Genomic DNA, 14,251 nt, shown 5'->3' with positions numbered 1-14,251 from the left:
AAAGTTAGCGCCTTTTCCAAACGTTTGGTCTTGCATAAAGCTAAATCTTCTCAATTAGCTTCTGAGTATTCTCAAAAATTGAGTCTACGATATGCTCAGGAAAGCCCTCAGGCAATTTAGCGCTTACTTGTAACATTGCCTTAGGTAAGGCATCTTTCATTTCATCAATTATCTCTTGCATCGTGTCTTGATTAAAGTTGACTTCTTTAGCTGTATCCAAAAAGTGACGAGGCAGGATTTTACTGATTTCATACTTCTTGCCTTTTGTTGCTTTCAATCCCATCGCCAGCTTTAGCTTTCTGATATTGAGCCCTTTTCCTCCCAGCAGTGGATAGGCTGACAAAATATCGTAGAATGGAGTGAGTCTGTAGCTGCCTCCTTTATCAATGTAGATAGAAAAGTTTTTAGCATGTCCATCTGTAGCGCCAATGAGCCATTGAAATACATGGAATCTCATGAAGTTATATCGATCTTCTAGAGCATTACTTGACCCCATTAACAACGTCATGATCTGAGCGATGCCTGGACCACCTTGAGATTCGTATTTAATGGATGATGGCATACCAAATACTTGGCAGATATCTTCTTGAGGTAAGCGTAGCAAGCCAGCTCTGTCTTTTGTCCAGCGTCTATCAAAGCGCTCTACAGCTAAAGCTTTAATGTTGTCTGTTTCGACTATTTTGACGTTGGGAACGGCGAATCCTAGCGCTCTGGCAAGTTCAATACAAAGGTACTCGTTTTCTACGCTATCTTTGAGATCTAGGGTCGCGTTGGCTTGTTGTATCTCGCCTATTGGCAGTTTGATAATGTGAGTGGTGGGTGTGTTTCCTTTCGGTATACACCATTGCTCATCAACGAGTAGGAGAGCCGTTTTCTCTTGAGCACCGGCCACGGAGATTCTAAAGTCCTCCTCTTCTTCGAGCATCCCTAGGGGTATATCAGACTTATAGGCAGAAAGAACAGTTTCTAGTTTTTTGTCACTCAGGACTTCGTAGCTAAGTGGTTCTTTTTTATAGGGGCGGTCTGGAGGAAGTAAAGCAATTGCACCAACACTGTCTTTTCCTATTTCTTTCAGGAGATCAAATGGTTGTTTAGATGACGTCTTGTACCTTGCAACGATTCTATCTCTGACTTGAGGACTATCTGGTAAGAGATTGTCAAAATAGTTTATCACCGCATCGGAAGTGATTACGGGTAACTGAAGCCTTAAAGACAATGATAGTGGTCGAGTCACCGCATTGGTTAACCAGCTTTTATCGTATTGAAACGTGTGAGCACCATTGTTATGTTTCTCTAGAGTGCCAACCAATTCACCATTCATGTATGCGATTAGCTTCTGCATTACCAACTCTCATCATCATTTTCATTTAACGAAGCCACCTGTGATTTTTCTTGGATACTCAATGTTAGATCCATAGCTTGGGCAAGCTTGAAGAAGGTAGAAAGTGTTGTTTTGTTAGGGTTGTTTTCGAAGTTCGAGATCGTCGCTTGCTTGATACCGACTTTTTTCGCTAGTTCCGATTGCGTCCATCCATTCTTCTGACGTATCAGTAGCATCATATCTGCCAACTGTTTTGGACTGTATATCATTTGTTCCAGCTCTCTATAGAGTTAAGGTACACCTTGAAGATATTCAATTATCACTTAGTGAGGATAGTTGAAAGTATATCCCCACAAGAGGATAAAGTCTATATTATCCCCACTAGGGGATGAAAGATGACTTATCCTTTAGTGGGGTATCGATTTGCGAAGGCATAAGGCGTTGAGGAGCTGTGGGATGTGACAACGGAACTGCCAAATGCCGTTTTTTTGGAATGTGCAGGTTTGAGATGTTTCAGTAACAAATAGCTAATCTATTGAGTCTGCAAATACAAAAAGCGCGCTAACTGTTAAGTTAGCGCGCTTTCCAAACGTTTGCTGGCGTAAGTTGAATTTGTTATTCATGATGTTGTTTTTATTGAATTAATCTTGGTTTGATTTTTTATAGTGTACCTAGTGGTGTACCCATTCGTTTTTGTTACCTCATTTTTAAGCGTTTTTCTGAGCATCCCACACTTTCACTGTAAGAATGCATAAACAACTTTTAAGTTGTTATAAGATATTTTGACAACTTAAAAGTTGTTTCTGGAATTGGATACAACTAATATGTTGTTAATGGCGGTTGGTACAACTCTTTGGTTGTTTGGTGGAAAGAATGAAAAGCTTAGACGAAATCTCAACCTTGCTCGCTGAGCAGCGCAGAAAACTCGGTATCGAGCAAAAAGACATGTACATGCGAATCGGCATGAAGCAGCAGCAATATCAACGCATCGAATCGGGTAGCGACGTAAAGTTATCGACCTTGCTTAGAGTGTTGGAAGGACTTGATTTGGAACTTTCTATATCGCCGAAGCAAAGCAAAGGGCATACCGTTCCAATAGAGGGTGCTTTTGAAAGTCAGAGTCAAGAATCTAAAGGTGAGTCGCTGCACGACGATGAGGATGATCTCGGTTTTTGGTTTGGTTCTGAGGATAAATGATGGGTAAGCAGATAGAAAAGGTGGAAGGCCTTAAGATTCAGCTTCATGGTATCGATGTTGCTGTGATAGCCCATTATGCTGGTGGCAAAAATATACTGACCTTCAACCCTGACTTTGCCGCAATGCCTGATGATCTGCGCCCAGTCTTCACTCTGAGGCAGATGCTTGACCCCAACTATTTGAACAAACCGCAGATTAGAACCGATAAGATCCCTCCCGTCCTTTCCAATCTATTGCCTGAGGGAGTATTGAGAGAACTGACGGCGAAAGCGCTTCAATGCCACACCAATAATGAGTTCTCAATTCTAGCCTATCTTGGCTCCAACTTGCCGGGAGCGGTTATTGCTAAGCCGATTAAAGCGGGCGATGTACCAATTTGGGCATTGGAACAGCGTTTGTCGACAGAGCCTCAGCAGATAGATGTTAAACATGCTAATACCAAGTTCTCTTTGGCTGGTGTGCAGATGAAGTTCTCCTCATCTCATGTGGATGGTCGTTACCATATTGATCAGGAAATTTCTGAAGATATGTGGATTATCAAGACGCCGTCAACTGTCCACAAAGGTGTACCTGTTAATGAGTATGGCTGCATGAAATTGGCAGAGGCGGCGGGGGCTGATATTCCTGAAGTACGATTAATTGAGCTTAGTGAGCTAGAGGCTTGCCGAGTATTAGGTTGCCAGATGAGCAGTATGCCTACGGTATTAAAAGGTTTGATCGCAGCAGCGCAGGTCGTATTCATACCGAAGACTTTGCACAGGTTTTTGGCCTCTATCCGGCAGACAAGTACCAACGAGTCAATTATGAGCAACTTGGCAATGTGCTCTATCGAACCAGTGCTGAGCGGTTGAAGGACATTCAACAAATGGCAAGAAGGTTGCTGATCAACATTTTGCTTGGTAATGGAGACGCGCACTTAAAAAACTGGACGCTTATTTATGCCGATAGGCAATCACCACGCTTGTCCCCGCTTTATGATGTGGTATTTACCACACCCTATATCGAAAACGATAGCCTTGCTCTCAATATGGCGGGCACCAAGCAATGGTTCGATATCACGATGGAGAGCTTCCAATTATGGTCAGAGAAAACAGGCGCACCTTGGGTTGCCATCAAACCGCACCTTCTGGATGTCTTAGAAATGGCGAGGACTCGATGGTTGGAACTGCTACAAGACTTACCAATGTTGAATGAACACAAGGCTGCTCTCATTCTGCACTGGAAACAGCTGAATACGGATTTTCAGATTCTATAAAGGGAAAAGAACCAACTGTTTTTCTATGATTTGATTGTTGCCACCTGAGATGCATGATTGACAACCAGTGCGATTGAGCATCGGGATAGAAAAAGGGCGCTAACTGTTAAGTTAGCGCCCTTTCCAAACGTTTGGTGGAGCTGGCGGGAGTTGAACCCGCGTCCAGAAACCATTCATCATTGGTACTACATGCTTAGTCGATCTTTAAATTCACCACCAACCTGCGAACCGACACGCTAGTTAATGGCTAACCTGAATTATAATTCGCCGTTCATCTCTCAGGTGGGAAAATCCGGGCTAGCGCGTTTGGGTTTGATCTCTCGTTGGTCCCCGTCTTACGTGCGGAAGCTAGGGCGAGAGAGCTCTGAGCAGGTTATTAAGCTGCTAGTGCGTAGTTTTCGTCGTTTGCGACTATTTTTTTGCGGCTTTTTACGTGGCCAACCGCCCCACGGCATGCACCTCAGACTGCAAAATTCCTGTCGAATCCTAAATCAGCCCCAAAGTGTTCTTCGCATGTTACCAGAAAAGCTTAGCCTGTCTAGCACTGCGGAGTTTAACTGGTCAGTTTTAGCGCAAATTGCTCTTCATGATTCGCGCTTTATCGCGTGCCCAATCTTTTTCTTTTAAATCAGCACGTTTGTCGTGAAGCTTTTTACCTTTCGCGACGCCTACTTTGATCTTAGCCCAAGAGCGCGACCAATACATAGTCGTAGCAACTAGCGTCATGCCGTCACGGTTAACGAGACCAATAAGCTTGTCCAGTTCGCGGCGGTGCAAGAGCAGTTTGCGCACGCGTGTTGGCTCGGCAACAATGTGAGTTGATGCTTGGTTAAGCGGAATGATTGACATGCCGCTGATGTAAGCTTGGCCATCACGCAGGAAAACGTAGCTCTCAGCGATATTCGCTTTGCCTGAGCGTAGGGATTTTACTTCCCAGCCTTGCAGCTCGATACCAGCTTCGATCTCGTCTTGAATGTGAAATTCGTGGCGAGCTTTCTTGTTCTGAGCGATGGTATTGCTACCCGCTTTATTCTTTGAATTCTTCTTTACCATAATGGCGTCATTATACGGCGAGTTTTTGCGTTTAGGGAAGGGTTTTATTTGCCAAGCTTTTGTTTTGTGTGAGCGCGCGTTACCTCCCGATTACTAAAGGCTATGAGCGTGTGACTTGAGCTAACAGCTGCTTAACAGTAGAATCGGAGGCAACCTTTTAGTTTGGGGAGTTTTTATGCAACAAGTGACTCGCTCAGCGCTCGTGATGTTTAGCGCTGATCAAATGTTTAACTTGGTTAATGATGTCGCCAGTTATCCTGATTTTTTGCCGGGCTGTTCAGGTTCGCGTGTACTAGAGGCAACAAACTCAGCGATGGTTGCGTCGGTAGACGTTTCAAAGGCAGGGATCAGTAAAACATTTACCACTGCGAATACTTTGGTGCATGGAAGCGAGATCCTGATGGAGCTGGTGGACGGGCCATTTAAAATGCTCAAAGGCGTTTGGTCTTTCATTCCACTCGATGATCAGGCGTGCAAAGTTGAGCTAAAACTTGAGTTCGAATTCTCAAGCAAAATGATTGAATTGGCGTTTGGAAAGATCTTCCACGATGTCACCAGTAACATGGTGAACGCGTTTACTAAGCGTGCCAAAGAGGTGTACACCTATGAGTGCTGATGCTCAGCTTATTCACGTAGAAGTGGTTTACGCCCTACCGAATGAACAGCGCGTTTTTCAGTTGGTGGTGAACCATGAATCGACGGTGGAAGAGATTATCCAAAAGTCGGGCGTGCTGTCGGTGTATCCAGAGATCGATTTGTCGGTCAACAAGGTTGGCGTTTTTAGCCGTAACGTGAAGCTGGATGCCACGGTAAGAGATAAAGACCGCATTGAGATTTATCGCCCGCTACTGGCCGATCCAAAAGAAATCAGACGCAAGCGTGCTGAACAAGCTAAAAACGCTGGCAAAGCCGATCCGGTGACAGGCGGCAAGCCATCGCCACTTAGAAAGAGTGCGGAAGCAAGCTAATACCTTTGCTTACTGCAGAAACGAAAAAAGCTCGCCTAGGCGAGCTTTTTGTATTTTAACGAGCTAATTCAGTGCGTCGAAGAAGTTATCGCTTGCTTCGTAGTCGCCAGCGATAGACGCTAACACGCCATTACCGTCAAAGTTGACGATGAGGTTCTGCTGAACAGAATCATCGTGTCCCTTGGTTGCGTGGTAGATGTAGTACCAAGTATTCGGGTAGCCGTTTTCAATAAGCATTGGAGAGCCAAGAACGAAGCGAACTTGCTCTTTGGTCATGCCATAACGCAGTTGGTCTACCGCACTTTGCTCAACGAAGTTGCCTTGGTTGATATCAATGCGATATACGATTTTTTCTATTACTGAACATCCTGTCAGCACACTGAGTGCTAGTGGTAATGCAAGTAACCACTTCTTAAATTGCATAGCTTTAATTTACAACGTCGATTTGTGAAACTGCAAAGATAATAAACAAGGATGAGCCAGAAGTAAAAACTTGTCTGCGTAAGATTGTCGCTCAAGCTCGGTTTTATGAGTTAAGCAACAATCCTCAGTTAATCTTGGCTTGCTAGGGAACTATCTTCTCGCAGTGCAATCACGCGGCGATGAGCAGTTCTTTCGCATTAGCCAGCGTTGAATCGGTGATTTGGCTGCCACCGAGTAAGCGAGCAAGTTCACTGATACGCTCTTGCTCATTTAGAGTCAGCATGCTGGTCTCGGTTTTGTTGGCTTTGGTCGTTTTGGTAACAAACAGCTGCTGATGGCCATGACCGGCTACCTGTGGCAAGTGAGTCACACACAGCACTTGCGTCGATTCGCCCAGCTTACGCAGCATTTTACCCACTACTGCGGCAGTGGGGCCGCTGATACCTACATCGACTTCATCGAAGATAAGACTTGGCGTATCGACTTTTTGCGCAGTGATCACTTGGATAGCCAAGGATATCCGCGATAGCTCACCACCAGAGGCCACTTTGGCGATCGGTTGCATAGGCTGGCCTGGGTTGGTAGAGACCAAGAACACCACGCTATCCATGCCAGTTGGGGAAGGGTGGTCAGATTGAAATGCGACATCAATGGCGAATTTGGCTTTCTCCATACTCAGCTCATGCATGCTTTGAGAAATCAGCTTGTTGAGTTCTTTTGCGTAGCGTCCACGAGATTTACTCAGCTTTTCACTGGCTCTGACATAAGCGTCAAAGTGGTTTGCCACTTCTTGCTCCATTTCTGCCATTTTTTCGTCTGAGCAATCGAGTGCTTCGATTTGTGCGAGTAAGTCCTGATGGTGCTGGTAGAGCTCTTCTGGCATCACGTGGTGTTTGCGTGCCAGTGACATGATTTTAGAAAAACGCTCTTCTACATAAGCCATACGCTCAGGATCAACATCAATCTTGTCGAGGTAATTGCGCAGCTCGGTATTGGCCTCTTCAATTTGAATGATGGCTTCTTCAATCATGTTAGGCAATGGCGTTAGGCCCGCGTCGAGCTCGACAAGCTGCAGCAGTTTACTGCTGGCGGTTTGCAGCATGGCAAGCGCGTTGACTTCATCACCCTCGTAGATGATGTCGATGGCTTGTTGGCATGTCACCGCCAATTCACCACTGTTGGATAAACGTTTGTGTTCTTGTTCAAGTTCGGGGAATTCGTCTTCGCCAATCGCTAGCTCATTGAGCTCTTTGATCTGATATTCGAGCAACTGCAGTTGAGCTAGGTTGTTAGCACTGTTCTCTTTCAGTTTGGTGAGTGCAATATCGGCACTACGCCAGGTTTGGTATTTTGAACGAACCTGTTTAAGCAGTGCAGTGTGACCTGCGTATTGGTCAAGCAAGCTAAGCTGATAATCACTCTTCATCAATTGGTGATGCGCATGCTGACCATGGATGTTTATCAGCAACTGACCAAGTGATTTAAGCTGCGATAGTGGAACCGGACTGCCATTAATGAAAGCGCGAGAACGGCCTTCCTTGGTAATGGTGCGGCGCAAGATACATTCAGTGCCATCAAACAGGTCATTATCTTCGAGCCAGCGTGTCGCTTGTTGATTGTTCTCAATCGCAAATGCGGCAGTGACTTCGGTTTTGTCTTCACCAGCACGTACGGCGCCAGCGTCGGCACGGCCACCTAAACACAGCCCAAGCGCATCGATAGCAATAGATTTACCTGCGCCAGTTTCGCCAGTGATGGTTGTCATACCTGTACATAGTTCTAACTGCAGCGATTTTACGATAGCAAAATTATTAACACTTAGATGAGACAGCATTTTTAGTTACCTGTTTAAATGAACACTACTGTATGTAAGTTCAGTATATACTGTTTCTTTATACAGTAAAGTTGCACAGGTAAATTTTTATGTGACAGGACGCACTGTTGCTGATTATTTGATCGAAAAGGCAGGGATTTAGGCCCCAGATACAGAAAAGCCTCAATGAAAACATTGAGGCTATCGATTGGAATGACGATTATCTATCTGATTTTATTAAAACAGTTTGCTCGACCATCCGAGTTTGTTTCGCAGTACGTGATAGTAGCTGTAATCTTTTGGATGGATCAGTTTTAGCGCATTCGGGCTTTGATAGATATGGATTTCGTCACCAGGCGATACCGGTAGCGAGATTTGTCCATCGCAGCTGACTTCTTGGGTGCCACGGTTATCAGGAGAGACAACCAGTTTGATACAACAGTTGCCATCAACCACCAATGGGCGACTCGACAAGGTATGTGGGAACATCGGCACTAATGAGATTGCATTGAGTTGTGATGATAATATAGGGCCACCACCGGAGAGTGAGTAGGCCGTGGAGCCTGTTGGCGTAGACACAATAAGCCCGTCAGAGCGCAAACTGAACGCGAAAGAGTCATCAATATAGACTTCAAATTCGATCATATGCGCGACTTGTCCCGGGTGAAGAACCGCTTCATTGAGTGCGGCGTTATGACTTTTTATTTGCCCGTGTCGATGAATTTCCGCTTCTAGGAGAAAACGTTTCTCCTCAAGGTATTCACCCTTGAGCACAGATTCGAGCGCGGTTTCAAAGCCTTCAGGGTTGAGATCTGTAAGAAAGCCAAGGTTGCCACGATTGACACCAATCACAGCTACATCGAATCGAGATAATACACGAGCTGCACCAAGCATATTCCCGTCGCCGCCAACCACAATCGCCAAGTCGGCTTCTCGGCCTATCCGCACTAAGCTGAAGAAGTGCTGCCTTGGGATGTCGACAAGAATATCGATAAGACGATCATCGACAAGAACCTTGTAGCCTTTCGAGGTGAGCCACAAAAACAGCTCTTTATGGGTTTGAATGGCTTGCTGAGCTCGAGGTTTGCCTATGATGGCGATCACCTCAAAGGGTTTTTTCATATCACTTCCAAACTATTAGTGCTTGAATCACAAATCTTCATCCCCATAATATACCCAAAGTATGTATATATGCAGTGTTTGGTGCGATTTAGTTCCTAAGAATTGTGGGTGAGTCGTATTATGCATTGCCTTGAAGCGAGTATTCCGGAGAGACCATGAGCAACGAAGAAAATAAGGTAAATCAAGAAGAGCTAAACACCCAAGAAGCGGAAGCAAAACAGGAAGATGCAGAGGTGGTAGGTTCTGACGCTGACGTGGAATGGAACGAAGAATCCGAGCAAGACATTCAAGAAGCTAAGATTGCGCAACTAGAAGCGGCGCTACTGTCGAGCGAAGCGAAAGTGAAAGAGCAGCAAGATTCTGTGCTACGAGCGAAAGCAGACGTTGAAAACATGCGTCGCCGCACTGAGCAAGAAATTGACAAGGCTCGTAAGTACGCACTGAACAAGTTCGCGGAAGAGCTGCTACCTGTAATTGACAATCTAGAGCGTGCGATCGCAGCTGCAGATGCTGAAAACGAAGCGGTAAAACCGATCGTTGAAGGTGTCGAAATGACGCACAAGACGTTTGTTGATGTGGTTGCTAAGTTTGGTCTAAAAGAGATCAACCCAGAAGGTGAAGCATTCAACCCTGAGCAGCACCAAGCAATGTCTATTCAGGAAAGTGCCGATCACGAGCCGAATACCGTTATGTTTGTTATGCAAAAGGGTTATGAGCTCAATGGCCGAGTGATCCGACCAGCTATGGTTATGGTGTCAAAGTAACAGAAAATTTCTAGGGGTTGACACTAGAGGTTGTCCCAACAAAATTCTCCATTCTATAAAATGAAGCCTTATTGGCTTCATTTTTTTGGTTTTTTATTCTAATTTTATCTTAAAATTTGGATTTATAAACTTTAAAAAATGGATAAGGAAATGTAAAATTTATGCTTTCAATCTGGCTTTAGATCTGTAATATCCCCTGAGCTTTCTTCAAATAAGAAAGCAAATAACTATAAAAATATAGGGAACAAATACAACATTCTGGAGTTATTGAATGAATAAATCACTATCCCAAAAGATCTTTATAGGTCTATTTGCTGGCCTATTAATTGGTACAGCTATCCAGTACCTTTTCGCAGGTGTTAGCCTTTTTGACCAATACCTTCTTGGTTTTGCAGAAGGCGTAGGCGGCATGTTCGTCTCATTAATCAAACTACTTGTTGTGCCATTGGTATACGTTTCTATCGTTTGCGGTATTGTAGAGCTTAAAGACATCAACTCTTTCGGTCGCCTTGGCGGCAAAACTTTTGCGCTTTACATTCTAAATACTGTGATTGCGATTACTTTTGCACTTGCTATCGGTATGGTCGTTCAGCCGGGTGCGGGTGCTAACTTAGGCGGTACTGTTGCGGAGTCTGTGGCAATCACATCAACGACGACGCCAGATATTTTCTCAATGATCACTAACATCGTCCCGAGCAACCCAATTCAGGCGTTTGCTAACGGTGACATGCTACAAATCATCTTCATGGCGATTCTGACAGGTCTAGCTATCCAAGCTCTGGATAAAAAAGGCGGTCCTGCTATCAACGCATTCAAAGTAGCAAATGATGTGATGATGAAGCTCATTGGTCTTGTCATGAGCCTAGCACCATATGGTGTATTTGCATTGATGATTCAGCTTGGCGCAACGCTTGATGCAAACACACTAGCTTCGGTAGCGGGCTATGTGGCACTGGTTGTGGGTATTCTTGTTCTGTGGATCTTTGTGGTTTACCCTCTAATGGTTGGCGCGACGACGAAAATGACGCCAGCACAGTTTATCCGTGCGACTCGCGAGCAGGTTCTGTTCTCACTATCAACGGCAAGCTCTAACGCGACGATTCCTGTGACGATGCGCACTCTGACAGACAAGATTGGTGTGTCTAAATCTGTAGCTGGTTTTGGTGTACCTCTAGGTGCGACTATGAACATGGCAGGTGCGTCTATCTACATCGCGATTGCGGCTATCTTCATCGCTAATGCCTTCGGTCAGCCAATCCAAATGAGCGATCTGTTTACTCTAGGCTTTACGGTACTCCTACTTTCAATTGGTGCGGGTGGTGTTCCAGGCGGCGGCGTAGTGATGATTGGTGTTATCCTTCACCAACTAGGCTTGCCACCAGAAGGCTTAGCTATTGTTGCTGCTGTTGACCGTATCAATGACATGTTCTGTACTAGCTCAAACGTGGTTGGTGATACTGCAGTCAACACCATTGTTGCGGGTAGCGAAGGTGAGATTGGTCAGCCAGAAACTCAAGATTCTGACGCCGTACTTGCAGAGAGCCATGCATAAGAACAAAAAAATTCTTTAGATGATAAACGGAGCCGATTTTGGCTCCGTTTTTTATTTTTCAAGCAATTACAACGCAAGCCATCGGGTATAAATGGTATTCAGGTGCACTAGGGCAGCAGAAAAAACTTAAACTTTTTTCACTTTTTCCCTTGAAAAGCATTTTGACGCCCTTATCTAAGGGTCATACAGAAAACAAACCTATTGCGAGCGGACAGTTTTTGTCGGCTCTCAGCCTCACACTGAGGCAGCAAACGAAACAATAGAATTATTCGGAGATAGCCTGATGGGTAAAATCATTGGTATTGACTTAGGTACTACTAACTCTTGTGTTGCTGTTCTAGACGGCGACAAACCACGCGTAATCGAAAATGCTGAAGGTGAGCGTACAACCGCATCGGTTATCGCTTACACTGACGGCGAGACGCTAGTTGGTCAACCTGCAAAACGTCAAGCAGTTACAAACCCAGAGAACACGCTATTTGCTATTAAGCGTCTTATCGGTCGTCGTTTTGAAGACGAAGAAGTTCAGCGTGACATCGAAATCATGCCTTACAAAATCGTTAAGGCTGACAACGGTGATGCATGGGTAGAAGCAAAAGGCCAGCAAATGGCGGCTCCTCAAGTATCTGCTGAAGTACTTAAGAAAATGAAGAAAACGGCTGAAGACTTCCTAGGTGAGGAAGTCACTGGCGCAGTTATCACCGTTCCTGCTTACTTTAACGATGCACAGCGTCAAGCAACGAAAGATGCTGGTCGTATCGCAGGTCTAGAAGTTAAACGTATCATCAACGAACCAACAGCAGCGGCACTTGCTTACGGTCTTGACAAGAAAGGCGGCGACCGCACTATCGCAGTTTACGACCTTGGTGGTGGTACATTCGATATCTCTATCATCGAGATTGATGAAGTTGAAGGCGAGAAAACATTTGAAGTTCTAGCAACTAACGGTGACACGCACCTTGGTGGTGAAGACTTCGATAACCGCATGATCAACTACCTAGTTGAAGAGTTCAAGAAAGAGCAAGGCATCGATCTTAAGAACGATCCACTAGCAATGCAGCGTGTTAAAGAAGCAGCAGAAAAAGCGAAAATCGAGCTTTCTTCTACTTCTCAAACGGACGTAAACCTACCTTACGTAACTGCAGATGCAACGGGTCCTAAGCACATGAACGTAAAAGTGACTCGTGCGAAACTAGAATCTCTAGTTGAAGACCTAGTACAACGTTCTCTTGAGCCACTAAAAGTTGCTCTAGCTGACGCTGACCTATCAGTAAGCGACATCAACGACGTAATCCTAGTTGGTGGTCAAACTCGTATGCCTATGGTTCAAGCGAAAGTGGCTGAGTTCTTCGGTAAAGAAGCTCGCCGTGACGTGAACCCGGACGAAGCAGTAGCAATGGGTGCTGCAGTTCAAGGTGGTGTACTAGCGGGTGATGTGAAAGACGTACTTCTACTAGACGTTACTCCTCTGTCTCTAGGTATCGAGACTATGGGCGGCGTAATGACTAAGCTTGTTGAGAAGAACACCACTATCCCAACGAAAGCGAACCAAGTTTTCTCTACAGCAGAAGACAACCAGAGCGCGGTAACTATCCACGTTCTTCAAGGTGAGCGTAAGCAAGCGATGTACAACAAGTCTCTAGGTCAATTCAACCTAGAAGGCATTCAAGCTGCACCTCGTGGTATGCCTCAAATTGAAGTGACTTTCGACCTAGATGCGGACGGTATCCTACACGTATCTGCGAAAGATAAGTCGACTGGTAAAGAGCAGAAGATCACTATCCAAGCGTCTGGCGGTCTAAGCGATGAAGACATCGAAAAAATGGTACAAGAAGCAGAAGCTAACAAAGAAGCGGACAAGAAGTTCGAAGAGCTAGCAACTGCACGTAACCAAGCAGACCAAATGATTCACGGTACTCGTAAGCAAGTAGAAGAAGCTGGTGAAGCGCTACCTGCAGAAGAGAAAGAGAAGATCGAAGCGGCAATCACTGAGCTAGAAGAAGCTCGTAAAGGTGAAGACAAAGAAGCGATCGACGCGAAAGTTCAAGCGCTAATGGCAGCGGCTCAGAAGCTAATGGAAATCGCACAGCAGCAAGCTCAAGCACAAGGTGCAGGCGCTGAAGCTGGCGAACAGCCTAAGCAAGACGACGATGTTGTTGATGCTGAGTTTGAAGAAGTAAAAGACGAGAAAAAATAATTTCTCGTCGCTATAAAGCCCAATCTCGGCGTCGGAAATGCTCATTTGCACTTTCTCTGTGAAAACTAAGCAAATTGCGCGTTTCCTCCTTGAGCTTGGACTTTATAGCTTAGAGAATTCAGTGAACTGGGTTCTCGAAAAATGATTGTTGCGGGCGTTTGGGGTAACCTTTACGCCCGCAAATTTGTAAACATTGTCGCTCTAGATAAGGAAACTACCTCCAAGGACCAAGGACCAAGGACCAAGGACCAAGGACCAAGCACCAAGGACTAAAATCCTTATCTAGAACGATACAATCCCCAAACAGCGTCGGGCTGTTTGTCGAAGTAATTGGTAACAAGCAATATGTCAAAACGTGATTTTTACGAAGTATTAGGCGTTGATCGTGACGCATCAGAGCGCGACATCAAGAAGGCGTATAAGCGTCTTGCGATGAAGTATCACCCAGATAGAAACCAAGGTGATGACGCGGCGGCTGAGAAGTTTAAAGAAGTAAAAGAAGCGTACGAGATCCTAACCGAGCCTCAAAAGAAAGCAGCGTATGACCAATACGGTCACGCAGCCTTTGAACAAGGCGGCATGGGGG

The 14,251-nt window shown here is 45.2% G+C and carries 15 protein-coding genes and 1 other RNA gene; 9 read left to right on the top strand and 7 right to left on the bottom strand.

All coding sequences use genetic code 11. The features are described from left to right. Positions 1-40 precede the first annotated feature (40 nt). A complete protein-coding gene (locus TZ48_RS06290) occupies positions 41-1,342 on the bottom strand; it encodes a type II toxin-antitoxin system HipA family toxin (protein ID WP_112478612.1) in 1,302 nt (433 codons plus the stop codon). Further along, positions 1,342-1,590, bottom strand: coding sequence for a type II toxin-antitoxin system antitoxin HipB (gene hipB, locus TZ48_RS06285; RefSeq protein ID WP_065740598.1), 249 nt, complete (start codon positions 1,588-1,590; stop codon positions 1,342-1,344). Before hipB ends, TZ48_RS06290 begins: the two co-directional genes overlap by 1 nt. Positions 1,591-2,194: 604 nt before the next feature. Between hipB and TZ48_RS06280 the strand changes: the two genes are divergently transcribed. From TZ48_RS06280 to TZ48_RS24790, 3 genes are read left to right on the top strand one after another with little or no spacing between them, the layout of a single operon-like run. Further along, positions 2,195-2,518 (top strand): helix-turn-helix domain-containing protein, encoded by a 324-nt coding sequence (locus TZ48_RS06280; RefSeq protein WP_112478611.1) that lies wholly within the window; start codon positions 2,195-2,197, stop codon positions 2,516-2,518. Next, positions 2,515-3,369, top strand: a complete 855-nt coding sequence (locus TZ48_RS06275; protein ID WP_239670720.1) for a type II toxin-antitoxin system HipA family toxin — start codon at positions 2,515-2,517, stop codon at positions 3,367-3,369. Before TZ48_RS06280 ends, TZ48_RS06275 begins: the two co-directional genes overlap by 4 nt. Beyond that, on the top strand, positions 3,255-3,773 hold the full coding sequence (locus TZ48_RS24790) for a type II toxin-antitoxin system HipA family toxin (protein WP_239670722.1): 519 nt from the start codon (positions 3,255-3,257) through the stop codon (positions 3,771-3,773). Before TZ48_RS06275 ends, TZ48_RS24790 begins: the two co-directional genes overlap by 115 nt. 132 nt (positions 3,774-3,905) lie before the next feature. Here the strand turns inward: TZ48_RS24790 and ssrA are convergent. Continuing rightward, positions 3,906-4,272, bottom strand: a transfer-messenger RNA (tmRNA) gene (gene ssrA / locus TZ48_RS06270). 68 nt (positions 4,273-4,340) lie between these two features. Next, entirely contained in the window at positions 4,341-4,826 is a 486-nt protein-coding gene (smpB, locus tag TZ48_RS06265) for an SsrA-binding protein SmpB (RefSeq protein ID WP_112460957.1), read from the bottom strand. 175 nt (positions 4,827-5,001) lie between these two features. Between smpB and TZ48_RS06260 the strand changes: the two genes are divergently transcribed. Next, positions 5,002-5,442 carry an SRPBCC family protein gene (locus TZ48_RS06260; RefSeq protein WP_042476294.1) on the top strand — a complete coding sequence of 147 codons (441 nt, stop codon included), beginning with the start codon at positions 5,002-5,004 and terminating at the stop codon, positions 5,440-5,442. Next, the gene (locus TZ48_RS06255; protein WP_112478610.1) at positions 5,432-5,794 is read left to right on the top strand and encodes an RnfH family protein; all 363 of its coding nucleotides are present in this window, start codon (positions 5,432-5,434) and stop codon (positions 5,792-5,794) included. Before TZ48_RS06260 ends, TZ48_RS06255 begins: the two co-directional genes overlap by 11 nt. Before the next feature lie 63 nt (positions 5,795-5,857). Here the strand turns inward: TZ48_RS06255 and bamE are convergent, their stop codons facing one another. The 3 genes from bamE to nadK all read right to left on the bottom strand — a co-directional run bounded on the left by bamE (position 5,858) and on the right by nadK (position 9,152). After that, positions 5,858-6,217: an outer membrane protein assembly factor BamE gene (bamE, locus tag TZ48_RS06250; protein ID WP_112478609.1), complete on the bottom strand. Its 360-nt coding sequence runs from the start codon at positions 6,215-6,217 to the stop codon at positions 5,858-5,860. A 169-nt stretch (positions 6,218-6,386) separates the two neighbouring features. After that, positions 6,387-8,051 carry a DNA repair protein RecN gene (gene recN, locus TZ48_RS06245; RefSeq protein WP_112478608.1) on the bottom strand — a complete coding sequence of 555 codons (1,665 nt, stop codon included), beginning with the start codon at positions 8,049-8,051 and terminating at the stop codon, positions 6,387-6,389. Between the two features lie 216 nt (positions 8,052-8,267). Further along, positions 8,268-9,152 (bottom strand): NAD(+) kinase, encoded by an 885-nt coding sequence (nadK, locus tag TZ48_RS06240; RefSeq protein WP_112478607.1) that lies wholly within the window; start codon positions 9,150-9,152, stop codon positions 8,268-8,270. A 155-nt stretch (positions 9,153-9,307) separates the two neighbouring features. Between nadK and grpE the strand changes: the two genes are divergently transcribed. From grpE to TZ48_RS06215, 4 genes are all read left to right on the top strand, one after another. Further along, entirely contained in the window at positions 9,308-9,916 is a 609-nt protein-coding gene (gene grpE / locus TZ48_RS06235; RefSeq protein WP_042500822.1) for a nucleotide exchange factor GrpE, read from the top strand. A 271-nt stretch (positions 9,917-10,187) separates the two neighbouring features. Further along, positions 10,188-11,468: a dicarboxylate/amino acid:cation symporter gene (locus TZ48_RS06230; protein WP_112478606.1), complete on the top strand. Its 1,281-nt coding sequence runs from the start codon at positions 10,188-10,190 to the stop codon at positions 11,466-11,468. 283 nt (positions 11,469-11,751) lie between these two features. Beyond that, positions 11,752-13,665, top strand: a complete 1,914-nt coding sequence (dnaK, locus tag TZ48_RS06220; protein WP_112478604.1) for a molecular chaperone DnaK — start codon at positions 11,752-11,754, stop codon at positions 13,663-13,665. 345 nt (positions 13,666-14,010) lie between these two features. After that, positions 14,011-14,251, top strand: a 241-nt coding sequence (locus TZ48_RS06215; RefSeq protein ID WP_162674508.1) for a DnaJ domain-containing protein, incomplete at its 3' end; no start/stop codon positions are given.

It is taken from the genome of Vibrio variabilis (genome assembly GCF_003263785.1).
Lineage (GTDB): Bacteria > Pseudomonadota > Gammaproteobacteria > Enterobacterales > Vibrionaceae > Vibrio > Vibrio variabilis.
Note: the sequence above shows the minus strand (reverse complement) of the source record. Positions and strands in the feature narration are given on the sequence as shown.

What these genes read in the sequence shown, in the direction of transcription:
- smpB (WP_112460957.1), bottom strand. Translation starts at nt 4,826, where the DNA reads ATGGTAAAGAAGAATTCAAAGAATAAAGCGGGTAGCAATACCATCGCT.
- recN (WP_112478608.1), bottom strand. Translation starts at nt 8,051, where the DNA reads ATGCTGTCTCATCTAAGTGTTAATAATTTTGCTATCGTAAAATCGCTG.
- grpE (WP_042500822.1), top strand. Translation starts at nt 9,308, where the DNA reads ATGAGCAACGAAGAAAATAAGGTAAATCAAGAAGAGCTAAACACCCAA.
- TZ48_RS06230 (WP_112478606.1), top strand. Translation starts at nt 10,188, where the DNA reads ATGAATAAATCACTATCCCAAAAGATCTTTATAGGTCTATTTGCTGGC.
- TZ48_RS06260 (WP_042476294.1), top strand. Translation starts at nt 5,002, where the DNA reads ATGCAACAAGTGACTCGCTCAGCGCTCGTGATGTTTAGCGCTGATCAA.
- bamE (WP_112478609.1), bottom strand. Translation starts at nt 6,217, where the DNA reads ATGCAATTTAAGAAGTGGTTACTTGCATTACCACTAGCACTCAGTGTG.
- TZ48_RS06275 (WP_239670720.1), top strand. Translation starts at nt 2,515, where the DNA reads ATGATGGGTAAGCAGATAGAAAAGGTGGAAGGCCTTAAGATTCAGCTT.
- dnaK (WP_112478604.1), top strand. Translation starts at nt 11,752, where the DNA reads ATGGGTAAAATCATTGGTATTGACTTAGGTACTACTAACTCTTGTGTT.
- nadK (WP_112478607.1), bottom strand. Translation starts at nt 9,152, where the DNA reads ATGAAAAAACCCTTTGAGGTGATCGCCATCATAGGCAAACCTCGAGCT.
- hipB (WP_065740598.1), bottom strand. Translation starts at nt 1,590, where the DNA reads ATGATATACAGTCCAAAACAGTTGGCAGATATGATGCTACTGATACGT.
- TZ48_RS06280 (WP_112478611.1), top strand. Translation starts at nt 2,195, where the DNA reads ATGAAAAGCTTAGACGAAATCTCAACCTTGCTCGCTGAGCAGCGCAGA.
- TZ48_RS06255 (WP_112478610.1), top strand. Translation starts at nt 5,432, where the DNA reads ATGAGTGCTGATGCTCAGCTTATTCACGTAGAAGTGGTTTACGCCCTA.
- TZ48_RS06290 (WP_112478612.1), bottom strand. Translation starts at nt 1,342, where the DNA reads ATGCAGAAGCTAATCGCATACATGAATGGTGAATTGGTTGGCACTCTA.